At 52.9% G+C, this 23,115-nt stretch carries 17 protein-coding genes; 9 read left to right on the top strand and 8 right to left on the bottom strand.

Features of this window, described 5'->3' with window-relative positions; translation table 11 throughout:
* Positions 1-16 precede the first annotated feature (16 nt).
* Positions 17-1,219 (bottom strand): C40 family peptidase, encoded by a 1,203-nt coding sequence (locus ACYVJQ_RS01415; protein ID WP_460891281.1) that lies wholly within the window; start codon positions 1,217-1,219, stop codon positions 17-19.
* A gap of 180 nt (positions 1,220-1,399) precedes the next feature.
* Here ACYVJQ_RS01415 and ACYVJQ_RS01410 point away from each other — a divergent pair, with 180 nt between their 5' ends.
* The 3 genes from ACYVJQ_RS01410 (at position 1,400) to ACYVJQ_RS01400 (ending at position 5,238) form a co-directional block, all read left to right on the top strand.
* Positions 1,400-2,158 carry a hypothetical protein gene (locus ACYVJQ_RS01410; RefSeq protein ID WP_460891280.1) on the top strand — a complete coding sequence of 253 codons (759 nt, stop codon included), beginning with the start codon at positions 1,400-1,402 and terminating at the stop codon, positions 2,156-2,158.
* Positions 2,159-2,249: 91 nt separating this feature from the next.
* The gene (locus ACYVJQ_RS01405) at positions 2,250-2,723 is read left to right on the top strand and encodes a GNAT family N-acetyltransferase (protein ID WP_460891279.1); all 474 of its coding nucleotides are present in this window, start codon (positions 2,250-2,252) and stop codon (positions 2,721-2,723) included.
* A gap of 112 nt (positions 2,724-2,835) precedes the next feature.
* On the top strand, positions 2,836-5,238 hold the full coding sequence (locus ACYVJQ_RS01400) for a TonB-dependent receptor (RefSeq protein WP_460891278.1): 2,403 nt from the start codon (positions 2,836-2,838) through the stop codon (positions 5,236-5,238).
* A 733-nt stretch (positions 5,239-5,971) separates the two neighbouring features.
* Here the strand turns inward: ACYVJQ_RS01400 and ACYVJQ_RS01395 are convergent.
* Positions 5,972-7,264 carry a M20/M25/M40 family metallo-hydrolase gene (locus ACYVJQ_RS01395; protein ID WP_460891277.1) on the bottom strand — a complete coding sequence of 431 codons (1,293 nt, stop codon included), beginning with the start codon at positions 7,262-7,264 and terminating at the stop codon, positions 5,972-5,974.
* A gap of 211 nt (positions 7,265-7,475) precedes the next feature.
* Positions 7,476-8,615: an AI-2E family transporter gene (locus tag ACYVJQ_RS01390; RefSeq protein ID WP_460891276.1), complete on the bottom strand. Its 1,140-nt coding sequence runs from the start codon at positions 8,613-8,615 to the stop codon at positions 7,476-7,478.
* Between the two features lie 276 nt (positions 8,616-8,891).
* Between ACYVJQ_RS01390 and ACYVJQ_RS01385 the strand changes: the two genes are divergently transcribed.
* Entirely contained in the window at positions 8,892-9,392 is a 501-nt protein-coding gene (locus ACYVJQ_RS01385; protein WP_460891275.1) for a hypothetical protein, read from the top strand.
* Positions 9,393-9,634: 242 nt separating this feature from the next.
* On the opposite strand, the gene ACYVJQ_RS01380 is transcribed toward ACYVJQ_RS01385, so the two are convergent.
* Positions 9,635-10,978 (bottom strand): DEAD/DEAH box helicase, encoded by a 1,344-nt coding sequence (locus ACYVJQ_RS01380; protein ID WP_460891274.1) that lies wholly within the window; start codon positions 10,976-10,978, stop codon positions 9,635-9,637.
* A 272-nt stretch (positions 10,979-11,250) separates the two neighbouring features.
* Between ACYVJQ_RS01380 and ACYVJQ_RS01375 the strand changes: the two genes are divergently transcribed.
* Positions 11,251-11,754, top strand: a complete 504-nt coding sequence (locus tag ACYVJQ_RS01375) for a hypothetical protein (RefSeq protein ID WP_460891273.1) — start codon at positions 11,251-11,253, stop codon at positions 11,752-11,754.
* A 94-nt stretch (positions 11,755-11,848) separates the two neighbouring features.
* On the opposite strand, the gene ACYVJQ_RS01370 is transcribed toward ACYVJQ_RS01375, so the two are convergent.
* The 3 genes from ACYVJQ_RS01370 to ACYVJQ_RS01360 all read right to left on the bottom strand — a co-directional run bounded on the left by ACYVJQ_RS01370 (position 11,849) and on the right by ACYVJQ_RS01360 (position 14,177).
* Complete coding sequence (locus ACYVJQ_RS01370) at positions 11,849-12,025, bottom strand: hypothetical protein (protein ID WP_460891272.1); 177 nt, start codon at positions 12,023-12,025, stop codon at positions 11,849-11,851.
* 152 nt (positions 12,026-12,177) lie between these two features.
* A complete protein-coding gene (locus ACYVJQ_RS01365) occupies positions 12,178-13,683 on the bottom strand; it encodes an HTTM domain-containing protein (RefSeq protein WP_460891271.1) in 1,506 nt (501 codons plus the stop codon).
* Positions 13,684-13,781: 98 nt separating this feature from the next.
* Positions 13,782-14,177, bottom strand: coding sequence for a hypothetical protein (locus tag ACYVJQ_RS01360; protein WP_460891270.1), 396 nt, complete (start codon positions 14,175-14,177; stop codon positions 13,782-13,784).
* Positions 14,178-14,380: 203 nt separating this feature from the next.
* Between ACYVJQ_RS01360 and ACYVJQ_RS01355 the strand changes: the two genes are divergently transcribed.
* The gene (locus tag ACYVJQ_RS01355; RefSeq protein ID WP_460891269.1) at positions 14,381-14,782 is read left to right on the top strand and encodes a thiol-disulfide oxidoreductase DCC family protein; all 402 of its coding nucleotides are present in this window, start codon (positions 14,381-14,383) and stop codon (positions 14,780-14,782) included.
* Between the two features lie 167 nt (positions 14,783-14,949).
* Positions 14,950-16,335, top strand: a complete 1,386-nt coding sequence (locus tag ACYVJQ_RS01350) for an alanine/glycine:cation symporter family protein (protein WP_460891268.1) — start codon at positions 14,950-14,952, stop codon at positions 16,333-16,335.
* A 248-nt stretch (positions 16,336-16,583) separates the two neighbouring features.
* Here the strand turns inward: ACYVJQ_RS01350 and carB are convergent, their stop codons facing one another.
* A complete protein-coding gene (carB, locus tag ACYVJQ_RS01345; RefSeq protein ID WP_460891267.1) occupies positions 16,584-19,397 on the bottom strand; it encodes a carbamoyl-phosphate synthase large subunit in 2,814 nt (937 codons plus the stop codon).
* 452 nt (positions 19,398-19,849) lie between these two features.
* On the opposite strand from carB, the gene ACYVJQ_RS01340 reads away from it, so the two are divergent.
* Together ACYVJQ_RS01340 and ACYVJQ_RS01335 are read left to right on the top strand one after the other, a co-directional pair.
* The gene (locus ACYVJQ_RS01340; RefSeq protein ID WP_460891266.1) at positions 19,850-21,778 is read left to right on the top strand and encodes a PAS domain-containing sensor histidine kinase; all 1,929 of its coding nucleotides are present in this window, start codon (positions 19,850-19,852) and stop codon (positions 21,776-21,778) included.
* Positions 21,779-21,993: 215 nt separating this feature from the next.
* Positions 21,994-23,043, top strand: coding sequence for a sensor histidine kinase (locus tag ACYVJQ_RS01335; protein ID WP_460891265.1), 1,050 nt, complete (start codon positions 21,994-21,996; stop codon positions 23,041-23,043).
* The last annotated feature ends 72 nt before the right edge of the window (positions 23,044-23,115 follow it).

The raw sequence follows: 23,115 nt of genomic DNA, 5'->3' as shown, positions 1-23,115 counted from the left end.
CAATCCTTGGGGAAACTTAGTAAAGGGCGGCGGTGCGTAAATCCATAAGGGACGCCTGCGGCGAGATGCGCTTAGCCCTTAAGAAACGCTTCAGTTCAGGGGCATCAAAATTAGCGGCGGCGGGGTCCATGCTGCTAATGCGCACCCGGCCCGCAGAGTGGATGAATTCATTGTTGCCAATCCACATACCCACGTGCACCACGCGCTCAGATTTGCCGTCTTTGGCCGGTGACCCAAAGAACAGCAGATCACCGGGCTTAAGGTTCTGGAAACCGCTTTTGGTATCAATCAGTTCGCCAATATTCACTTGCTGCGATGCGTCACGGGGCAAGATAAGGCCGTTCATGAAATAGACGGTTTTAGTAAAGCCGCTGCAGTCTACGCCTTTGAAGGAGGTGCCACCCCATAGGTACGGAAGTCCTAATAGCTTTTTAGAGGTCTCCACCAGGTTCTGCTCAGAAGGTTTGCGGGTGGCGGCCCAGGTGGCGTATTTCTCGGTTTCAGAAACAGGCACAAACGCGGCGCGGCCATCTGGGAATTCTACTTCATAATAATCTTTGGTCTTGTTTTTCAGCACCATTACGTCGCCATACACCAGGTCTGAGACCGTGGCGCCCTGTTTGTTGGGCTGGGCAAACGCGAAGCCGTAGGGGTTCAGGTACAGCAATTTCTCGCCCTTCTGCCAAGCCACAAATGCCTGATCAGTCATGAGTTTGATGGCGCTGGCGTCTACCCAGGCCAAGTATTGGTCTGGGGTCTGCACCAAGAACCAGCCGCCTTTGTGCTTAAACACCTTAAGGGGCGTGCCCATGGTGGCCTGGGTGGCCAGTTCTGCCGGGTGCTTGGGCTCAGAGCGCAGGTTGGCTACTGAAAGCGTCACTACTGCCTGAGTGTTTCCTTCCAGATCGGCGGCAGGCAAGACCTGAATACTATCCTGGAACGGAAGGCCGGCCTTTTGCAGGCGCTCCAGCAGGGCGGCTTTGGCGGCCGGGTTGTTCGTTTCACCGGTCAGCACATTGCCCAGGGATTTCACGTCAAACAATACTACCCGCTTATCTGGAGCAAACTGCTGGCGTACTGCCTCAATGTGTGGGGTATGTTCTGAAGGAGCCATGGAGGCAACGGCCTTCACGGCATTCAATACCTCAGGATTTGGTTTGGTGCTGGTACAGGCGGCCAAAAAAGTGAGCAGCAGAAGAAAGGGGACAGTATTTTTCATAAAAGCGAGGTCAACTGGGCGAAATATAAGGCTTTTGCGCTTCATCCTGAACAGGAAGCGTGGGCAATCCGTTCCTGTTGCTTAATTTAGGCCATGCATAGTCCTGTTGCCCCCCGCGTTTTAAGGCCATTTTTTCTAAAACAACTCCAAAACGGGTTGCTCTTTTTTTGCCTGGCTTTCATGTTTTGGCAGTGCGGCCGGCCGCCCCAGAAATCTAAGCGCCTTTCTGGCACCCAGGTAGTGCAGGCCGCAGCGCGGCTTTCGCCGGTAGAGCGTGAGAAGTACCTATTGTCTCAGCTGGCCAAGGACAGCCTGCCCACCTTTCTGCGCACGTTCAGGCCCGTAACCTTAACGGCCACCGCACCCAACGGCCAGCTGCTGCAGGGCATGTGCTTTGTCATGCCAGACTACCTGGCCGTGGGCACCGACAAAGATTTTGTGCGCATGCCCCTTCAGCCCAAGACCGCCCAAAAGGTGGCCGACGCCCTGGGCTGCACCCTGCCTACCCGTAAACTTGTAGACGCCATTTACGCCGCCGCCAAAGTAAAACTGGTGCCCATTCCGTTAACCAAAGACCGCGACAGCGTGCGCACCTTTCTGCTGCACAACCAACTCATAGAAAACCAGCGCAAAGGTCAGAAGCTGGGGTTGCTCACAGCCGGGCCTAAGAAAGACGTAGTGCTTACGCCGCGGCTCAAACGGCAGCCGAGGGCCAATCGCGTGGCTATCTATGGGTGGCACAAAACAGACGGAAGCCCCATTCAGCCACTGTACCTGGGCCACATAGAAACGTACACAGACTATAGCCAGGGCATCAGGTTAGTATTGGATCGGTTTGAGGTGGCGGGCTCTGTGTATACCCTACAACAGTTGTTAGCCCACCCACTGTTTAAACACCTGGTCTGCGACGAAGAGATCTGTGAGCCGGTGCGGTATTAAGCTAGCTGTTTTGAGCCCGTTTTCTGAAAAACAGGCTCAAAACGCCTTTGCCGTTCCGTATCTTTGCCACCCACACAAGTAATGTTTTAGAATGAATGCATCTGCCGCAACGGTTTCCATTATAGATTATACGCCCGCCCACGCTACCCTCTTCCGGGAACTGAACCAGGCCTGGATTGAGCGCTATTTTGAGATGGAGGAACTGGACCATAAATCTCTGGGCAACCCAGACGGCTACATCATTGCCAGAGGCGGTCACATTCTAATGGCCGAGCATAACGGCGAGATAGTAGGCACCTGCGCCCTCATCAAAGTAGACGACCACACCTATGAACTGGCCAAAATGGCCGTCACAGACAAAGCGCAGGGTCTCAAAATAGGCAAGCGCCTGGGCGAGGCTGCTATCCAGAAAGCCAAAGAACTTGGTGCTACTACCTTGTTTCTGCTCTCTAACCGAAAACTGGAAACCGCCATTCACCTGTACCGCAAACTGGGCTTTATAGAAGTGCCAGATGATTTCAAAGACTACAAGCGCGCCGATATCAAAATGGAGATGTCCCTTTAACAAAAGCACCAGGTCCCAAAGCTCAAGATGGAAGCCTCAGGTTTATATGGCCTGGCCCGAAAGGAAGGGGTGATCTGCGGCAATTAGGTTCCGGTACTTTTACACTCTTTTTATGAAAGCTTTTTTCTCTCTGGTCCTGTTTGTGTTGCCCATAGTGGCCTCGGCGCAACGCGCCACTGTGCAGGACCGGGCTAGCCTTCAGCCTTTGGCCGGGGTGCGGGTTATCCCCGTGCAGGGCGGCGGCGCGGTCCTGACTGATGCCAAAGGAAGGTTTGACGTCCAGGGATTCCGGGTAACGGACAGCCTTCGGTTTGAGCGACCAGACTACCAGGCCCGCACCATAGCTGTGAGCCAGCTCAACACCCTGCATTACCGCGTCTTGCTTTCTGAGCGCAGCTATTCACTAGAAGAGGTGGTGGTGTCGGCCAGCAAGTTTGAAGAGAAGCGCGCCGATGTGCCGCAGCAGATTCAGGTATTGAAAGCAAAGGACCTGTCGTTCCAGAACAACCCCACCACCGCCGATGTGCTGCAGCAGAGCGGGCAGGTGCTGGTGCAGAAAAGTCAGGCTGGCGGCGGGAGCCCCATTTTAAGGGGCTTTGAGGCCAACAAGGTCTTGATGGTCATGGACGGCGTGCGCCTCAACAACGCCATTTACCGGGGTGGCCACTTGCAAAACGTGATCACGGTAGACAACACCGCGCTGGAGAAAGTAGAAGTGGTATTTGGGCCGGGCTCTGTGGTGTATGGCTCAGATGCCTTGGGCGGAGTGGTGCATTTCTACACCAAGAACCCGGTGTTAGGTGACAGCGCTGGCACCCGTATTTCGGGCAACGCCTTTACCCGCTTCGCCACCGCCAATCAGGAGAAAACCGGCCACGCAGATGTCTCGGTGGGCGGAAAACGCTGGGGCAGCTTTACCAGCCTTACCTATTCAGACTTTGATGACCTTCGGCAGGGCAAAAGACGCAACCCGTTCTACGGAAACTGGGGCCTGCGCCCTTTCTACGCTCAGCGCGTGAACGGCCAGGACATGATGGTGCCCAATGAGAATGTGAACGTGCAAAAGCAAAGCAGCTACCAGCAGTATGACGTGCTGCAGAAAGTGCTGTTCCAGGCCAGTCCCGCTACCTCGCATGTCTTGAACCTGCAGTACTCTACTTCCTCAGATATTCCGCGCTACGACCGCCTAACCGAGGTGGACAGTAAAGGCGTACTTAAAAGCGCCCAATGGTATTACGGTCCGCAGGAGCGTCTGCTGGCCGCCTACACGCTTGCTACCCAAGGCAAAGGTTGGTTGGAGAACCTCCGGTTTACCGCCGCCTACCAAAGCGTAACCGAGAGCCGCAACAACCGAAGCTTCGGGAAAACCCTGCTCCAGCACCGAAAAGAGAAAGTAGACATCTTCACGCTTAACGCAGATGCCAGCCGCCTGCTGGGCGACCATGAACTGCGCTACGGCCTGGAGGCTACCTTCAATGATGTGCAGTCCCGGGCCTACGGTGAAAATATCAATACCAGCGAGCGCTCCGCCCTGGATACCCGCTACCCCAGCGGCGGTTCAGATATGCGTACCGCCGCCGCCTACTTTACCCACACCTGGGAAATCACGCCCCGCTGGATTCTCTCTGACGGCCTTCGCCTAAGCCGGGTAGAGCTGAACGCCGATTTCTCTGACAAGCGTTTCTTTAATTTCTCGTTTGATAAAGTAAACCAGAAAAACACCGCCGTGAATGGTAACCTGGGACTGGTCTTCCAACCAGGCCATGACTGGCGACTGGCGGCCGTGGCTTCCTCGGGGTTCAGGGCACCTAACGTAGATGACCTTGGCAAGGTGTTTGAATCGGTGGCCGGGCAATTGATTGTGCCTAACCCTAATTTAAAGCCTGAGTACACCTACAACGCCGAGGTGTCTATTGGCAAAACCATCATGCAGAGCGTGCGGGTGGAAGGCACCGGTTTCTACACCTGGTACCGTGACGCCATCACCACCCAACCGTTCCAGTTTCAGGGACAATCTGTGGTGGAGTACAACGGCCAACCCAGCCGCGTTACCGCGAACGTGAACGCCAACAAAGCCTACATTTACGGCGCCAGCGGCTCTTTAAGCGCTGATATTACCCAGGCCTTCCGGTTGGCTTCCACGCTTACCTACACCTATGGCCGCATCACGGCACAACCCCAGGACATTCCGTTGGACCACATTGCGCCCGTGTTCGGGAAAACCAGTCTGTTCCTCACGCTGCCCAAGTTCGGGTCTGAGTTTTTTGTGCAGTACAACGGCTGGAAACGCCTGGAAGACTACAATCCCGTAGGCGAGGATAATCTGCAATACGCCACCCCGCAGGGCGTGCCGGCCTGGTATACCCTCAACCTGCGCACTGCCTACCAGTTCCACCCAAGGGTGCAGTTGCAGGCAGGTTTGGAAAATATCCTGGACCAGTTCTACCGCGTCTACGCCTCTGGGGTTAGTGCACCTGGCAGGAATTTGGTGTTGACGGTAAGGGGGAATTTCTAAGGAAGAAATAGTAAAAATTCTGAAATGAATTCGGCTTCTGTTTTGGGCCTGTTTTCAGAAAAACAGGCCCAAAACAGAAGCCGATGTTTAGCCCTCACAGGTGTTGAAAACCTGTGAGGGCTTTTCGTTTTTGGCGGAGACACTCGTAGGGGCTGCGCACACTACGAGGTCATGGGTATCTGCTGCCTTTTCTTTGTTTTCTGACGAGGGGCTTTCCTTTCCCTCTCCCTTTGTCATCTTGGAAAGATCTTATGGGCAAACTAGGAAAGCGTTTACTCAGGCGTAATTACCGTTCGTTACCGAGATCCTTTCAGGATGACAAAAGATGGGATAATCTTCTTAGAAAGACTTACCAATAGCAAATCTGGTAAACCGTAGCGCCCAATCCAGAAAGAAAAAAGCTCCAGTAGAAAAGCTTCCATCCAAGTCCTCTAGGGTAGGCCAATCCATCATAGTAAACTATTTTGATGGATTGGCCATTTTTATGAAAAGATAAATTGGTTCCTACAGCAAGTCTCTCTTGCATAAGCTTACCGTCCTCTGCGTAAAATTGAACAATTGGGTAGAACATGTAGTCAGCACTTCTTCTTTTATGATCCCATTTCCCGCCTGTATCAATTACAGTTCCTGTAGTATGAAAGCCGTATTGAAAAAACTTGTATTCACGAATTAAAAATAAAAGTCCTATTCCAAGGAGTACAGAACTAATTATCAGGCCTATATTGCTCGGTTCCTACTGCACCTGCGTCTTATCCACGCGCTTAGGTGTCTTTTTGCCTTGCACGAAATCTCTGGCGCCCAGGGCTACGGCTTTGATCATGTTGGTCATGTGGGCTACGTCCAGGCTTTCTACCTCGTCATCCACGGAGTGGTAGAGTTTGTCTTTGTCAATCTGCACCGAGGAGATGGTATGGGCCGGAACGCCCAGGCGGGCCAGGGTGGCGTTGTCTGAGCGGTAGAACAGGTTCTGGCCAGGGTACGGGTCTGGGTGAAAGCTGTAGGGCGTGCCTTTTACGGCCTGTTGCAACAGCGTCCCGAAGTCTGACTTGTCAAACCCGGTAATGTAGGCGCTGTTGGGACCGAACTTGGAGCCTTTGCCAATCATCTCAATGTTGAACATGGCCACAATCTCATCGGGGTTCAGTTGCCTGGAGAAATGCTGGGAACCGTAGCCGCCAATCTCCTCGGCGGTAAAGGCCACAAAGAGCAGGGTGCGCTCTGGCTTAGGCTGCTTTTTAAAGTGGTTGGCCAGTGTGATGACGGCAGTAATGCCAGAGGCGTCATCATCGGCACCGTTGGCAATGGAGTCGCCGTCTACCGCTTTCTGGATGCCAATGTGGTCATAGTGGCCCGAGAAGACAATGTATTCCTTGGCGCGCTTGCCCGGGATCATGCCCGCCACGTTGGCCAGGTTCATTTCCTTTACTTCGTTCTTGATCTCCGCGTCTAGTGAAGTTACCTCTGTAAGCGGGGAAAGCACGAAGATGAGCGTAGAGCCTTTGCCCAGTTCAGTGACCGGGCTAGACTGCCTGAAGTATTCGGCGTAGCGGCTGAACATCTCCTGGTGCTTGGGGTGCACCATCACCAGCAAATCTTTCTTCTGCTGGCGGGCTTTGTTGATCCCTTGCCGGAAATCATCATTCTCGCCAATAAATACTGGTTTAGGCGCTTTGTCTTCCCACTCTACCTTGCGGTGTACCGTGCTGTAGAAGAACTCCTCGGGCTTCAGTTGCTTGCCGTTTATTTCAATATCAGCTTTATCAGGAGATAGGCTGTACATTTTAAACTCCTGCTTAAAATCGGTGTCGCCGGCCAGGGGCTGCAGGCCGGCTTTCTTGAATTCAGAAGAGATGAACTCGGCGGCTTTCTCAATACCTGGGGTAAAGGTTTTGCGGCCCATCATGTCATCTGCGGCCAGGGTATTGACAATACGGGCTACATCTTTTTGCTTGATGTCTTTCTGCGCGAAGGCACCGGACAACGGCAGAAGCACGAGGCCAAGGGCAAGGGTTTTTCTAAGCATCATAGGTGGTTCAAATGAGATTATAAGAGGCCTGTAGGTAGGTAACAAGGCTAGCCAAGTACGCATTAGTCTCCTGAAAGAAGAATTTCTTACGGTTTTGCCGAAGGAAGATATCTGTTTTATGCCTGATTTTCATAAAATGTGCTTAAAACAGGGCAAATTCAAAAAGAGCAGACGTAGCCCGAAGGCAGAAGTAGGTGGCCGGGCACCTGTGCTAAGGCGTATTTTCTTCTGGCGGGATGGGGGTGCTTTCTTCCTGGGCAATGGCTTCCTCTTCGCCTTTCACTTCCACGGCATAATCTCCCAGGTAATCTTCAATGTAGAGCATCTTTACCAGCACCACCGTCACCGCTACCAGGGGCACCGCCAAGAAAAGTCCCCAGAGACCAGCCAGTAGCCCCAGCACCAGTTGGCCCATAATGGTGAGCACCGGCGGAAGGTCAATAATGTGTTTCTGCACCATGGGGGTGAGAATGTACCCCTCCAAGCTCTGGAGCGCTACAAAGAACAAGACCACCGTAAGGGCTTTGCTGGGGTCATCTACCAGAGCCAGGATGACTGCCGGAAATCCCGCAATGAAAGGCCCAAGGTTAGGAATAAACTCCAGCAAACCGGCAAACACCCCCAACAGCAGCGGCATGGGAACGCCTATCATATACAGGCCAAAGGTGGTAAGGGAACCGATAATGGCCATGGCCAGCAGGGTACCTTTAAGCCAGCCCCATAGCGTAAACCGCAGGACATGGATCACCTCACGGGCCCGGGGCCGATGTTTCTTGGGGACCAACCGTACCAGCCCGCTAGCGGTTTCCTGGGGCGAAATTGCCAGGTAAATGCCCACCACCAGAATAATAAGAATGTTGGCCAGCACCCCAAACGTGGAGGAGAAAAGCGAGAACGCGTTCTCTATAAAGGAATTCTCTCCCTGCAGGATTTCTTCCGGGGAAGGGATCTGCTTCAGCAATTGGTCTCCGTAGGGCAGGGAGGCCACCTGGGCCCGTAGCCTGTCTAACACGGTGGGCAGGGTCTCCCGCAGTTCCTCGGTCTGCTGCGAGAGGGTGGGCCCCAGATAGAAGAAGGCGCCCACTACCAGTCCCGCCAGCAGCAGGCAGACAGCTGCCAGGGCCCACCTGTAAGGCAGCTTGAGGTGCTGGTGCAGAAACCCGCTGAGCCCATGCAGGAGAATGCCAAAGAGCACCGCGGCAAAGAAAACCAGCAGGGTTTCAAAAGCCATTTTTATGACTGTGTACAGCAGAAACAACACCACAAACACAAAGGCCACTATTAACACTTTTCTGATAAAGTGCGGGGAAGAACCAGGGGTGGTTGGACCAGACGTTTCAGGAGCAGGCATAGGCGCAGAACAAGAGGTAAAACGGTTTCTACTGCCTTTTACGTAAATAAAACGCTAAGCGCTATATATTGCACCCTACATATTTGGAAGGCCTTAATTTGGCATGAGGCGCAACCTTGGCTGGTAAAAAATAGTAGAAAATATAGAAGTTGACGCAACCATTTGCGCCCGTTTCCGATAAAATGGATTCGCCTGCTTATGAACTTAGGTAGGTAGCGCCAGAGACTTTGCCCTGGCATTTAATAGGCATCTATACATCTTAAATTTTTTACAACTATGGAAAACAAAACTAACCAGCCGGGCCGTCAGCCAAATGCTTCTGCCCAGGATGCTACTTCGTATGAACAAGATTCAGCCAGAAACCAACGCTCTGGCAGCAACCAGAACCAGAACCAGAACCAGTCTTCTATGAATGCTTCCAGCAGACAGCAAGACCAGTCTAGCCGCCAGCAGCAGCCACAAGGCTCATCGCAGCAGCAACGCCAGCCACAGGGTTCTTCACAGCAACGTCAGCCGCAGGACTCAGCGCAAGGCGGTATGTTGAATAACCTTACCAGCGGACTGAGCAACGTGCAGGTGCCACAGGCCGTGAAAGACCTGGGTTCTAACGTAGCCCGTTCTTTCAACAGCTTAACCACTACCCAGAAAGTGATTGGCGGTGCCGCCATTGCCTTAGGCGCCTCTTACTGGGCTGCCTCTTCACAAGGCTGGATAGGCCAGGGCAAATCAAGCTCAGGCAGAAGATCTAAGTCTTCCGGCGGAACCCAGCATTCATAAGAACGCGCAATAGCTTAGGAGTTATTTGAAACGCAGTATTTGCAGAGGTGATGGCTAGAGTAAGGTGTTGCCAGAAAGGGCAGGTCTCACCGCCTAGAAACGGGAAACTCTATTAGCCCCGGAAAGCAACCACCAGAAACAGCGGTCACAAAACGCAAGGCCTGTTACTTAAGTAGCCCCTAAAACAGAAAAGCCGAACACATCATGTGTTCGGCTTTTCTGTTTTGATAGGTGAACGGTGATTAGCGGTTGCCGCCCCGGTTGCCACCGGAAGAACGTCTGCCGCCGCCACTTCCCTGGCTGGCGCCCTGGGTGGAGTTGGGTCTTCTGTTTCCGCCACCGCCCTGGCCTCTTCTGCTACGGCCAGCTTCGCCGCTGCGGTTGCTGCTTCCGGCAGAGGCAGCACGGGCTTTGTCCGTGGTTCTTCCGCCGGCCAACGGCAGTTTGGAATAGTTGGCGTGGAACGGCTGGTTTTCCTCTACCGGTATTTCCTGCTTGGTCAGTTTTTCAATGTCGCGCAGGTACGGGAGCTCCGTGTCATCGCAGAAAGAGAGGGCCATGCCATCGGCGCCGGCGCGGCCGGTGCGGCCAATGCGGTGCACGTAGGTTTCGGGCTCGTTAGGCAGGTCAATGTTGATTACGTGGGTAAGGTCATCTACGTCAATACCGCGGGCGGCAATATCAGTGGCTACCAGGGCCTGCAGCTCATTGTTCTTGAACTGGGTAAGGGCCTTTACGCGGCTGCTTTGGGCTTTGTCACCGTGAATAGACTGTGCCGAGATGCCCGCCTTGGAAAGCTCCTTGGCAATGCGGTCGGCGCCGTGCTTGGTGCGGGAGAAAACCAGGGCGCGGGTAATGCCTTCCTCTTTCAGGAGGTGTCTTAGCAAAGCGCGTTTCTCTAGTTTACCCACAAAATATACCTTCTGGGTGATTTTCTCAACGGTGCTGGAAACCGGGGTTACCTCTACATACACCGGGTCTTTCAAGATGCTGGCAGACAGCTTCTGAATTTCCTGAGGCATGGTAGCCGAGAACAGCAGCGTCTGGCGCTTGGTAGGTATCTGGGCAATGACCTTGCGTACGTCATGAATGAAGCCCATGTCTAGCATGCGGTCTGCCTCATCCAGAATAAAAGTCTCAATGTGCTTGAGGGACAATAAACCCTGGTTCATCAAATCCAGCAACCTGCCGGGAGTAGCCACCAGAATATCAACGCCGTTTCTGATCTGTTGCACCTGTGGCACCTGACCCACGCCGCCAAAAATAACGGTGTGCTTGATGTTGGTATGGCGGCCATAGGACTTAATGCTGTCGCCAATCTGCAGGGCCAGCTCGCGGGTAGGGGTTAAGATAAGGGCCCTGATGGCTTTGGCCGGATGCGCCGGGCCTGCCTCATGCAAGCGCTGTATAAGCGGCAAGCTGAACGCGGCGGTTTTGCCGGTTCCGGTCTGGGCGCAACCCAGCATGTCATCACCGTTCAATACCGGCGGAATAGCTTGTTCCTGAATGGGGGTGGGGGTGGTGTATCCTTCTTCCTGCAGGGCCTGCAGGATAGGGTCAATTAAATTTAGTTCTGAAAATGTCATGTGGATTGATAAAGGCCGTAAGTAGTTGGCCATACAAGAATATGCGGATGCCTTGGCCCCGCTGGATATAAGACACAAAGATAGGTAAAAAGATTCAGTGTGCGTTTTGGGCCCGTTTTCTGAAAAACAGGCCCAAAACAGGAAACTTGTCTGCCCTATTGCGGCCGTTGCTGGCAACCTTCCTCCCTGAAATCGTTTAACCTGTAAAGGAGCGAATAGCAGTTTTAGCTTAGACCGTTTCCTTTTCCTGTCTGATAAAAACAACTGAAACTATGGGATCTAAAAAGAAAACCAACCGACCAAAGACCAATAAAAAAGCCTCTAAGCAGCGGCTGAACAAATGGGTGCGTTCTGGCCTGAGCGGCCTGGCAGGCGCCCTGGCTGTAACGGCCGTGCATGAAACCGTGCGGCGGTTCTACCCCGATGCTCCCCGCATGGATATCCTAGGCATGCGGGCCATTACCAAGGGCTTGCGCTATGCCGGTGAAACTCCTCCTGAGGAGGATAAATTACATACCTGGGCCCTGGTAGGCGATATCATTTCTAACGGCCTGTATTACAGTCTTACGGGCGGTGGCAAAAAGGCCTGGTTGCGCGGATCAGTACTAGGAACGGCCGCCGGAATTGGCGGGGTGGTATTGCCAGGCCCCATGGGCCTGGGATCTGCTCCCAGTAACCGTACCCGCGAAACCCAGGCCCTTACCGTAGGGTATTACCTGCTGGGTGGCCTGGTAGCCGGCGGCGTGGCCAAATGGCTGCGCACGGTGAAGGTGTAGCTCTTTAGCATAAAAAAGCATCAGTCCGTTTTGGGGCCGTTTTTATGAAAACGGGCCCAAAACGGACTGATGCTTTTTAAAGGGTATTGGGTTCTTAGCTTTTCTTACCAGAGCCGCTTTTCTTGCCGCCGCCGTCATGTTTGTTCACGGTGGCCCAGGCGCGTTTTTCGGCTTCGTCTTCAGAAACGCCTTTCTTCTCGTAGCTTTCCTCTATGTGTTCGGCCTGCCGTTTCTGTTTGTCTGTGTAGGCAGATTTATCTCCTTGTGGCATGGTTTCCTCCTTTCTGGGTTAAATGAAACAATCTGTTCGCCTGTTTTATACGAAATTCATCTTAAAAGGGACACAAGACGCTGGATACAAGAGGCAAGACTTTTAATTCAACCCTTAAAGGAAATCTAGTGTCTTACGTCTTATGTCTAATATCAAGGTTTGCAATGGCAGAGAAGCTCCTTTTGAACGGGGGCGGTTTGGTAGTCTGGCAAGGTGAACTCCTTCATGTAGATGACCGTGAGTTCCTTGACCTGTTGCGGGGGTGGGTGGGCTTCATTCCAGCGCCTGAGCAGGTAGAAGCAGTAGTACGGCCGCATGTAGGCATTAGACACAAAGAGGTAATTTTCTGAGTACTTCCGCCATCGGTCATTCTTGAACAGGCTTACCACCGAGGCCGGTTTAATGGTGTCTGGTTCCTTGCCCTGCTGATTGAGGTCTACCTTGCGGTTTTGGTTGTTGATGCCCTCCAGCACGTACCAGCCATCGTCTTTAAATACATTGGGGGCAAACATGCTCCAGTTCTGATCTAACCGGGGAACCAGCGCCACCCACTGCACACCGGCTGGCACCTGAAAATACGGTTTGCCCAAAGTACTCAGGTTCCACCAAAGGGCAAGTGCCAGGGCTACCAGCACTACGCCTTCGCGCAAGTATTTGAGGGGGAAGTTTCCGGACCAGGTGGGTCTGTTCCAGGTAAGGCGTACCTGCAAGTCTACCGGTGAGCGCCAGGTGCGGGCGTGCCGTACCCAGCTTTTTTGTATTCGGTGGTACCCAGACCGCAGGTAGTGGTCAATGGTGTCCATAACCGGGGTAGGCAGCAATCCCATCACCGCCGAGATACTGATAAGGTAGAACAGGCCCACAAATAAGGAAAGGCTAATGCCAATGTGCAGCCCTACAATAGCTACAATGAACAGCATCCTGAACCAGGCGTTGCGCCAGGGAATGAGCAAGACGAAGGGCAGCCACAGCTCTACATAATAGGTGGCGTGGGTCAGGAACTTCATGAGTTCTGGGTACTGATAGAGAAGACGGCCGCCGGGCATCAGGATCTGGTCCAGGCTGAGGGCGTAATACAGGGCCGTGCCGTCTGTGGTCCATTCAGCGCCGCTTTTGAGCAGGGCGGTAAATACATAGACCCAGGCCACTTGCAGAATATAAGCCACCGTGGCGGCACTGAAGTAACGGGTAGAAAGGGCAGAGGAAGGGGTACGGCGGGCATCCAGGGAGTAATGCCGGTGCCAGGGCAAAAACATGCCCCAGAAGAGCAACATCCGAAGCAGGCTATCACCGGACTGGGTGATGAGCGGGTTGCGGTTATGCAGGGAGAGAAGTAAAATCCAGGAGACAAAGGTGGCCCAGCGGGTGTGGTAGCCTAGCAGCAGGCAAAGGGCAGCTATACCGGCCAGGGCAAAGAGAATCACCTCAAATTGCCAGAGCCCGCTTAGGGCATGGAAAGAAAAGAAATAAGGATTCCAGGCATTGGCATGCAAGACATGGAGCGGCAAGACACCCATGTTGGAGTAGTGCGCTTCCAGGTCTGTGGCCCGTATGCCAATATCCAGCAGCAAAACACTGGCTACCCAAATCCGGAGGAGGGAAAGGGCGCGGGTGTCTGCGTAGAAGACGCAATGCAGGTACTGCCTAAGTAGATGCATAGTCTGGGGTGATGGCTAGAAAGGAAACAGAAAAGGCAAAACCTTTGGGCCTTGCCTTTTCTGCACTATATACTTTTGCTTTTCTGCTAAACGCAGAACTAGTTGCCAGTAGTGGTACCGGTGGTAGTGCCGGTAGTGGTACCTGTGGTACCAGTGGTAGTACCAGTTGTTGTTCCGGTAGTGGTGCCGGTAGTAGTACCTGTAGTACCAGTAGTGGTACCGGTGGTAGTGCCGGTAGTTCCGGTGGTGGTGCCGGTAGTTCCGGTAGTACCAGTTGTGGTGCCGGTAGTTCCGGTGGTTGTTCCAGTTGTGGTACCGGTAGTTGTTCCGGTTGTGGTACCGGTAGTGCCATAGGTAGTGCTGGTTTCTGACTCAGTACTTCTGTCTGTGTTGGTAGTGTCAGTGGTGGTTTCAGTGCTGCCAGAGCAAGAGGTCAATGTTGACCCTGCTACCAGGGCGGCAACGGCGAAAAGGTTTACAAACGTCTTTTTCATAGTTTTGACAAATTAATGAATGATAGAAATGGGGTTTCATTTCAGGTTCCTCTTTTACGGCGATGTTCTTAGAAAGGTGCTACTTTTTTCGTTTAAATTAGCGAATACCCGTAAAGGAGGTGAAGCAAAAGAGAGAATATCCGTAGAAATACTGTCCTCCTTTTGCCGGAATAAATACCAGTCTTTGCCCACTATTACTTGCTATGCTTCCCTCTTCTGCCACCATTCTCTTTGACGGCGTCTGTAACCTGTGCAATGGATTTGTTCAGTTTGTGATTGCCCATGACCCGCAAGGGCGCTTTAAATTCGCTTCTTTGCAGTCTGAGGTGGGGCAGGAGGTGCTGAGGGCCCATGGTTTGCCCACGGCCCATTTCCAGAGCGTGCTCCTGCTGGAAGACGGCCACCTGTACTACCGCTCCACCGCGGCCCTGCGGATAGTACGGAGGCTGGCTGCCCCGTGGCGGTGGCTGTATGGTTTCACCTTGGTTCCTCGTTTTCTGCGGGACCCTGCCTATGACTGGGTCTCCCGGAACCGCTACCGTTGGTTTGGCCAGCGCGAAAGCTGTATGCTCCCTACTCCAGATTTGAAAGCGCGTTTTCTGTAGTAACTTGAAAGGGTGGTGTAGCCCCTGGATTCTTTTTAAGTGATTTTCCTATTCTCCTATAGAGTATAAGCGTTTTAAGGCCGCTTTTTCAAAAAGGCACCCAAACCGCCTTTCCATTTCCCAACTTCCTGCCGTAAGTTTGTCTTTTATAGCCTTAATAAATCTCTGTGGAAATAATAGAATCGTTTCTTGCTGAGGCCAGCAGCCTGGCCTGGGGCATGCCGTTGTTGATTTTGCTGATGGGCGGCGGCCTGTTCCTGATGCTGTACTGCCGCTTTGTCCCCTTCCGGCACTTGCCCCATTCCCTGGAGATACTGAGCGGAAAGTACGTAGATCCCAACGCGCCCGGACAAATCAGTCCGTTCCAGGCTATGTCCAGTGCGCTGGCCTCTACCATTGGTATGGGCAACATCAGTGGCGTGGCCGTGGGTATTGCCATGGGCGGCCCCGGGGTGCTCTTCTGGATGTGGATGAGCGCTATTGTAGGCATGGCCACCAAGTTCTTTACTTGTACCCTTTCTGTGATGTACCGCGGCCGCAATGAGCGCGGCGAGGTGGAGGGTGGCCCTATGTATATGGTCACCGAGGGCTTGGGCCAGAAATGGAAGCCTTTGTCTATTCTGTTCGCTGCCGCCGGTCTGCTGGGCACGCTGCCTCTTTTCCAGTCAAACCAGTTGACCCAAATTGTACGCGACGTGGTGCTTCGGTCCAGCGGCCTGGTCACTGGCGAAGATACTTTCCTGCCCAACCTTTTCATGGGTATCGCGCTGGCGTTCCCGGTGGCCATTATCATGTTTGGCGGCCTTAAGCGCATTGCCAACGTAGCCACCAAACTGGTGCCGCTCATGGTGGTGCTCTACACGGGGTCTGTGCTGTACATCATTGGAGTGAATGTGTCTGCCGTGCCGCATATGTTTGCCTTGATCTTTGAAGACGCCTTTACGGGCAACGCCATGATGGGCGGGGCCGTGATGCAGGTGATTATCATGGGCGCGCGCCGGGCCTCCTTCTCCAACGAGGCGGGCATAGGCACGGCCGCTATGATGCACGGCGAGTCCCAGACCAATGAGCCCGTGCGCGAAGGCCTGGTAGCGATGCTTGAGCCTTTTATTGACACCATCATTGTCTGCACCATGACCGGCCTGGCCATTCTGGTGACCGGCGTCTGGGAAACCCACAGCGACAACGGCGTGAGCATGACCGCCCAGGCCTTTGACGCCGCCATGCCCGTGATGGGCAAATACCTGCTGGTGATCTGCGTGTTCATCTTCGCGTTCACCTCCCTGTTCTCCTACTGCTACTACGGGGCCAAGTGCTTCACCTACCTGTTCGGGTTCAAGTACCGCCGGCTGTATGACTATTTCTACATCTTAACCGTGATTGTAGGCGCCGTGGCTACCATTACCTCTGTCATTAACCTCATTGACACCGCCTTCGCGCTCATGGCCATCCCTACCATGACCTGCGCCCTGATGATGTCCCCAAGGGTGATGGCGGCGGCTAAAGATTACTTTGCCCGCATGAAAGAGGAAAAGGTGGCTGTGGTAAAATAACACTATCGTTATCAGGTAGAACGTATCAAGTAGCAAGATTATGAAATTCCGTTTCGGGCCCGTTTTTCAGAAAACAGGCCCGAAACGGAATTTTGCTTTTAGACTAGGCCAAAGCTTGCTTGCAGAAGATACGGCTGTTTTAAGCCTAGTTTCAGGAAAACAGGCCCGAAACGCAAAAAGGGCCGCTCCTGCAGGAACGGCCCTTTCTCTTATCAGAAGTCATGCGATGTGATACGCAATACTTGCTACTATTTACTCAGATACAGATTACGCTCAGAGTAGATTTTGGTGAAGTACTCGTCTTCCAGGTTATCAATGAAATAGATGGCCTCACCGGTAGACTTCATCTCTGGCCCCAGCTCCTTGTTCACTTCCGGGAACTTGTTGTGGGAGAAGACCGGCACCTTGATGGCGTAGCCTTCCAGCTGTGGGTTGAAGGTGAAGTCCGTGACTTTTTTCTCGCCCAGCATCACCTTGGCGGCGTAGTTCACATAAGGCTCTTTGTAGGCCTTGGCAATGAACGGCACCGTGCGGCTGGCGCGGGGGTTGGCCTCAATGATGTAGACAATCTCGTTCTTGATGGCGAACTGGATGTTGATCAAACCAACGGTGTTCAGCGCCAGCGCGATCTTCTTGGTGTACTCGTCAATCTGGTTGAGCACGTTCTGGCTCAGGTCAAACGGAGGCAATACCGCGTAAGAGTCACCGGAGTGGATACCGGCCGGCTCAATGTGCTCCATCACACCTAGGATATGCACGTTCTCGCCGTCGCAGATGGCATCGGCCTCGGCCTCAATGGCGCGGTCCAGGAAGTGATCCAGGAGAACCTTGTTGCCAGGGCTGTCTTTCAAGATGTCCAGTACCTGCGCTTCCAGCTCTTTCTCGTTGATCACAATTTTCATGTTCTGGCCACCCAGCACGTAGCTAGGGCGCACCAAGAGCGGGAACTTGAGGTCTTTGCATACTTCCAGAGCTTCCTCCGCGGAGGTCACGCTGGCGAAGGGTGGGTACGGGATGTTGTTTTCCTTGAGCAGGGTAGAGAACGCGCCGCGGTCTTCGGCTAAGTCCAGGGCCTCAAAGGTAGTACCCAGGATCTTGATGCCGAAGCGGGTCAGTTTCTCGGCCAGTTTCAGGGCCGTCTGTCCGCCCAACTGCACAATAACACCTACCGGGTTCTCATGCAGGATGATGTCATAGATGTGCTCCCAGAATACCGGCTCAAAGTAGAGCTTGTCTGAGATGTCAAAGTCGGTGGAGACCGTCTCTGGGTTGCAGTTGATCATGATGGTCTCGTAGCCGCACTCGCGGGCCGCGAGCACCCCGTGCACGCAGGAGTAGTCAAACTCAATGCCTTGGCCAATACGGTTAGGGCCTGAGCCCAGCACCACCACTTTCTTGCGGTCAGAGACTATGCTTTCGTTCTCGCCGTCAAAGGTGCTGTAATAGTAAGGCGTTTTGGCCTCAAACTCGGCGGCGCAGGTATCTACCATCTTGAACACGCGCTTAATGCCCATGCTCAGGCGTTTGTCATGCACTTCGCTCTCTTTGCAGCGCATGAGGTAGGCCAACTGGCGGTCAGCGTAGCCTTTCACCTTGGCGGTGCGCATGAGGTCTGCGGGGATGGTGTCAATGGTGTATTTGAGGATCTCGCGCTCGGTTAGCTCCAGTTCTTCAATCTGCTGCAGGAACCAGGGGTCAATCTTGGTTACTTTCTGGATGGTGCTGGTGGCTACCCCAAACTTCATGGCGTCCTTGATGGTGAACAGGCGGTCCCAGCTGGGGTTGGCCAGGCTGTGCATCAATTGGTCATAGTTGGTTTTCTCTTTGCCATCGGCGCCCAGGCCGTTGCGCTTGATTTCCAAGCTTTGGCAGGCTTTCTGCAGGGCCTCCTGGAAGGTACGGCCAATGCCCATCACCTCACCCACAGACTTCATTTGCAGGCCCAGGGTTTTGTTGGCGCCCTTGAACTTGTCAAAGTTCCAGCGCGGTATCTTCACAATCACGTAGTCCAGGGCGGGCTCAAAGAACGCCGAGGTGGTCTTGGTGATGGAGTTCTTCAGTTCGTCCAGGTTATACCCGATGGCCAGTTTGGCGGCCACTTTGGCAATAGGGTACCCGGTGGCCTTGGAGGCCAGGGCCGAGGAGCGGCTCACGCGCGGGTTAATCTCAATAGCGATGATGGTGTCATCTTCGGGGTTCACCGAGAACTGCACGTTACAGCCGCCGGCAAACTGCCCAATGCCGTTCATCATCTTAATGGCCAGGTCGCGCATGCGCTGGTAGACGGTGTCTGGCAGCGTCATGGCCGGAGCTACGGTGATGGAGTCACCGGTGTGCACGCCCATTGGGTCAAAGTTCTCAATGGAGCAGATGATGATCACGTTGCCGATATTATCGCGCAGCAGCTCCAGTTCATACTCTTTCCAGCCCATGATGCTTTGCTCCACCAACACCTCGTGGGTAGGGGAGGCGTGCAGGCCGCGGGTAAGGGCAGCATCAAAGTCTTCCGGTACGTTCACAAAACCGCCTCCGGTGCCGCCCAGGGTAAAGGATGGGCGTATTACCAGCGGGAAGCCTATCTCCTGGGCAATCTCCTTGCCTTCCAGGAACGAGGTGGCCGTGTAGCCCTTGCAGACGTTCACGCCCAGCTCAATCATGAGCAGACGGAATTTCTCGCGGTCCTCAGTGGTCTCAATGGCGGCAATGTCTACGCCAATGATTTTTACGCCGTATTTTTTCCAGATACCGGCTTTCTCGCAGTCAATGGCCAAGTTCAGCGCGGTCTGTCCTCCCATGGTAGGCAGTACCGCGTCAATCCTGTGCTTCTCCAAAATCTCCACTATAGACTTCTTCTCCAGCGGCTTCAGATAGATGTTGTCTGCCGTAATGGAGTCGGTCATGATGGTGGCGGGGTTAGAGTTGATGAGGGTTACCTCAATTCCCTCCTCGCGCAAGGAGCGGGCGGCCTGGGTGCCGGAGTAGTCAAACTCACAGGCTTGTCCAATGACAATAGGACCAGAACCGATGATTAAGACTGACTTGATGGATTGATCTTTGGGCATTGGTAAATGAGTATGTATAAATTGCCCAAAGTTAAGGGAGAAAGTTGAAAGTTGCGGAAAAAATGCCTTTGAGGTTGAAAAAAAAATAATGGTCTTCCAGGATTATTTCTGCTTAAGGAATATTTAGGGCTGTTGCCTGGCAAAGTGATAAATTCTGGGTGTCTTCCTTGTGAGTTTGTTAAACTAGATTGGCAAAATGGACCGTTCCGGGAGGTAAGAGCCAAAAATAAGCCACTGAAAAGCCTCCAAGCCAGAAATGAAAGAGAACCCATCATGCGGGCTACCCGTAGTAAGGAGATTATATTGAATTCTTGGGAAGAGAATCTGGCGTTTGCCACCATTCTTTTTTCCCTGATGGATAAGAATTCAGGAGGTCCTTTTAGTAGGATGGTTATATTAGCCGAGCCAATCCTGGAGGAAAGGACCCGATATAACAACGTTCCCCATTCCTTATGAAATCAGAATCAGAAGTCCTGCCAATTATCCCTCTTGGCAGTCAGCCACTTGATAATTACCGCCTGCTAGTAGAGAATGTGACGGACTACGCCATTTTTATGCTAGACCCCACCGGGCATGTCTCTACCTGGAACCTGGGCGCGAAAAAAATAAAGCAATATGAGCCGCAGGAAATCATTGGCAAGCACTTCTCTATTTTCTACACCAGTGAGGCCAAAGACCGCGAGTTCCCTGCCTATGAGCTAAGGGAAGCCCAGGCGCAGGGCCGCTTTGAGGACGAAGGCTGGCGGGTACGCAAAGACGGCTCGGTTTTCTGGGCCAACGTGATTATCACTCCCCTTTATAATGAGGAGAAAACCCTGCTAGGCTTCTCTAAAATAACCCGTGACCTGTCTGAGCGCAAGAAAGCCGAGGATGATCTGTTCAAGGCCTATGAATGGCTGAAGGAAAGCGAGGAACGGTACCGGCTGCTGGTAGAGGGCGTCACCGACTACGCTATTTTCATGCTGGACCCGGCCGGCAACGTGGCCACCTGGAACCAGGGCGCCCAAAAGATAAAAGGCTATGAGGCCAAAGAAGTCATAGGCAAATATTTCTCCAGGTTTTACGGGCAGGACGCCATACGGCAGGGGCGCCCCGAGCATGAACTGAAAGAAGCCAAAGACCACGGGCGGTTTGAGGACGAAAGCTGGCGTATTAGAAAAGACGGGTCAGCCTTTTGGGCTAGCGTGGTTATTACAGCCATCTATAACAGCAAGAATGAACTGCTAGGTTTCTCCAAGATCACCCGGGACCTTACCGACAAAAAGCAGTTGGAAGAGAAACTGTTCCGGACCCACGTAGAGCTGAAGGAAAGCGAGGAGAAGACGCGCCTGCTCATAGACAGCGTAAAGGACTACGCCATTATCATGCTCAACCCAGAGGGTCTGGTAGTGACCTGGAATTCAGGCGCAGAACGTATCAAAGGCTATAAGCAGCAGGAAATTGTAGGCAAACACTTCTCAGCTTTCTATGGTCGTGAGGCTATTGAGCAGAACTTTCCGCAATTTGAATTGAGCAAGGCCATAGAAAACGGCCGTTTTGAGGATGAAGGCTGGCGCATACGGAAAGACGGCACGGCCTTCTGGGCCAACGTAGTGCTTTCCCCTATCTATAATGAGGAGAACCGCCTGCTGGGGTTTGCCAAAATTACGCGTGACCTCACGGAGCGTCGGCGCAATGAGGATCTCATGAAGAAGAACATGGAGCTGGTGCGCATCAACAATGACCTGGACAATTTTGTGTACACCGCCTCCCATGACCTGAAAACCCCCATCACCAATCTGGAGGGACTGCTGATAGCCCTTGTGGAAGATCTGGGCCCAGACAAGGAAAAGCACGAGCATATTCTGTCCATGATGCGGGGTTCCATCAAAACCTTCAAGAACGTGATCTCTGACCTGGCAGAAATTACGCAGCTGCAGCAGGAGGCCCATACCTCTGAGAAGGTTTACCTCACAGAGATGCTGGCAGACGTGAACGAGCACCTCAAAGGGCTTATAAACGCCAGTAAGGCCCGCATTGAACTGAAAACCGATGGCTTTGAGTTTCTGCAGTACTCGCGCAAAAACCTGCGCAGCCTTCTTTTCAACCTGATCTCCAATGCCATCAAATACGCCCACCCAGACCGTGCCCCGGAGGTCTGCATTAAAACCGAGCTGGCAGAAAATGGAGCGCATATTCTGTCTGTCTCTGATAACGGCCTGGGCATTTCACCCAAGCAAACCACCAAAATCTTTGACATGTACAAGCGGGCCCATGACCACGTGGAGGGGACAGGAATTGGCCTTTACCTGGTCAAGAAGATACTGGACAACTCAGGTGACAGAATAGAGGTGAACAGCAAAGAAGGGGAAGGAACTGTTTTCAGGCTAGTTTTCAAATAACAGGCTTAAAACGGAAAGTAGGATTTACCAAGGCTGCTATGGGTTTTCCAGCCAGTGGCGCAACAACTAGTAACAGGCGTTGTGCCGTATTTTTCCACTTTCAGTAGGTTGAAAAAGGGGCTAGGGACAGAATACATCACCCAACTTGCCAGGAAATTCCTACCTTGTAGGTCTTTGAGGTTTCTCCTGGCTAATAGGCTCCCCGGTCTCGTTTTATGCAGCTTTATAGTAGTTTGTCACGCATCGGCTTTTTAAAGTCGTATTCCCTTAAGTTTCTGTTTGTTGCTTTTTTGGGCATCCACATTCCCCTTATTGGAATTATCTTTTTCATAGTCCTCAACAAGGACCATCACCTCACGGCTTTCAACATTATTTCCTATACGCTGCTGTTAACGCTGGTAGCCACGGGAATTACGCTCATCATCCTTAACCAGCTGATCAAGCCTATCCAGCGCGCCAAGAAGGCCCTCCGTAACTACCTTGACCAGAAGGAATTGCCCAGACTGCCCACTTACTTCACCGATGAGGTAGGGATTCTGTTGCAGGATATTCAATTGACGGTGACTTCAGTAGATAATCTTCTCAATGAGAAGAAAGACCTGGTGTCTATGCTCTCCCATGACCTGCGCACGCCCACCATCACCATGCTGGACACCGTGCGGCTCCTGCAGGAAAGCCCGGAAGAGCAGGTCAACCTGGCACCTTACCTGGCCAACCTGCAACAGGTAGGGCAGAAGCAACTGGACCTCATGGACTCCGTGCTCAGTCTGCTTCGGCAAGATGAATGGACCGGGCAGACCCTGAAGAAAGTTCCGGTGATGCTGGGCCCCATGGTTAGGAGCGCGATTCTTTCTATGCAGATGACCTTGGTTAACAAGCGCCTGCAGATAGTACAGGAAATACCGGCTAAGCTTCAGGTAAACGTAGAGGGCACTTCCTTTGAGCAGGTCCTGAATAACCTGTTGGTGAACGCCGTTAAATTCTCTCATCCCGGGCAGACTATTTTCATTAAAGCTGAAGAAAAGGGGAGCAACGTTTTCATAACCTTCCGGGACCAGGGCGTTGGGTTTGAGCCAGCCACTGCCGAGCGCCTGTTTGACCGCTTCACGCCTTACCAGAAAGTAGGTACCGCCGGTGAGCCTAGTAACGGAATAGGTCTGTTCCTTTGCCAGAAAACCATGCAGAAGCATGGAGGCAGCCTTTCCGCGTATAGTGCAGGAATTGGCCAGGGCGCCACCTTCACGGTAGAGCTTCCTAAGAAATAAGTCTTTTGCTGGCTTGGTAGGATAGGCTGGTTTAGGCCTGTTTTACCAAAAACACCCTCAAAACGGAAAGAG

This window comes from Rufibacter soli (genome assembly GCF_054781795.1).
Note: the sequence above shows the minus strand (reverse complement) of the source record. Positions and strands in the feature narration are given on the sequence as shown.

Bases quoted from the DNA above. Each gene is read 5' to 3' on its own strand.
- ACYVJQ_RS01370 (WP_460891272.1), bottom strand. From the start codon at position 12,025: ATGCCACAAGGAGATAAATCTGCCTACACAGACAAACAGAAACGGCAG.
- ACYVJQ_RS01385 (WP_460891275.1), top strand. From the start codon at position 8,892: ATGGAAAACAAAACTAACCAGCCGGGCCGTCAGCCAAATGCTTCTGCC.
- ACYVJQ_RS01340 (WP_460891266.1), top strand. From the start codon at position 19,850: ATGAAATCAGAATCAGAAGTCCTGCCAATTATCCCTCTTGGCAGTCAG.
- ACYVJQ_RS01360 (WP_460891270.1), bottom strand. From the start codon at position 14,177: ATGAAAAAGACGTTTGTAAACCTTTTCGCCGTTGCCGCCCTGGTAGCA.
- ACYVJQ_RS01355 (WP_460891269.1), top strand. From the start codon at position 14,381: ATGCTTCCCTCTTCTGCCACCATTCTCTTTGACGGCGTCTGTAACCTG.
- ACYVJQ_RS01400 (WP_460891278.1), top strand. From the start codon at position 2,836: ATGAAAGCTTTTTTCTCTCTGGTCCTGTTTGTGTTGCCCATAGTGGCC.
- carB (WP_460891267.1), bottom strand. From the start codon at position 19,397: ATGCCCAAAGATCAATCCATCAAGTCAGTCTTAATCATCGGTTCTGGT.
- ACYVJQ_RS01375 (WP_460891273.1), top strand. From the start codon at position 11,251: ATGGGATCTAAAAAGAAAACCAACCGACCAAAGACCAATAAAAAAGCC.
- ACYVJQ_RS01365 (WP_460891271.1), bottom strand. From the start codon at position 13,683: ATGCATCTACTTAGGCAGTACCTGCATTGCGTCTTCTACGCAGACACC.
- ACYVJQ_RS01335 (WP_460891265.1), top strand. From the start codon at position 21,994: ATGCAGCTTTATAGTAGTTTGTCACGCATCGGCTTTTTAAAGTCGTAT.
- ACYVJQ_RS01410 (WP_460891280.1), top strand. From the start codon at position 1,400: ATGTTTTGGCAGTGCGGCCGGCCGCCCCAGAAATCTAAGCGCCTTTCT.
- ACYVJQ_RS01380 (WP_460891274.1), bottom strand. From the start codon at position 10,978: ATGACATTTTCAGAACTAAATTTAATTGACCCTATCCTGCAGGCCCTG.
- ACYVJQ_RS01390 (WP_460891276.1), bottom strand. From the start codon at position 8,615: ATGCCTGCTCCTGAAACGTCTGGTCCAACCACCCCTGGTTCTTCCCCG.
- ACYVJQ_RS01395 (WP_460891277.1), bottom strand. From the start codon at position 7,264: ATGATGCTTAGAAAAACCCTTGCCCTTGGCCTCGTGCTTCTGCCGTTG.
- ACYVJQ_RS01415 (WP_460891281.1), bottom strand. From the start codon at position 1,219: ATGAAAAATACTGTCCCCTTTCTTCTGCTGCTCACTTTTTTGGCCGCC.
- ACYVJQ_RS01405 (WP_460891279.1), top strand. From the start codon at position 2,250: ATGAATGCATCTGCCGCAACGGTTTCCATTATAGATTATACGCCCGCC.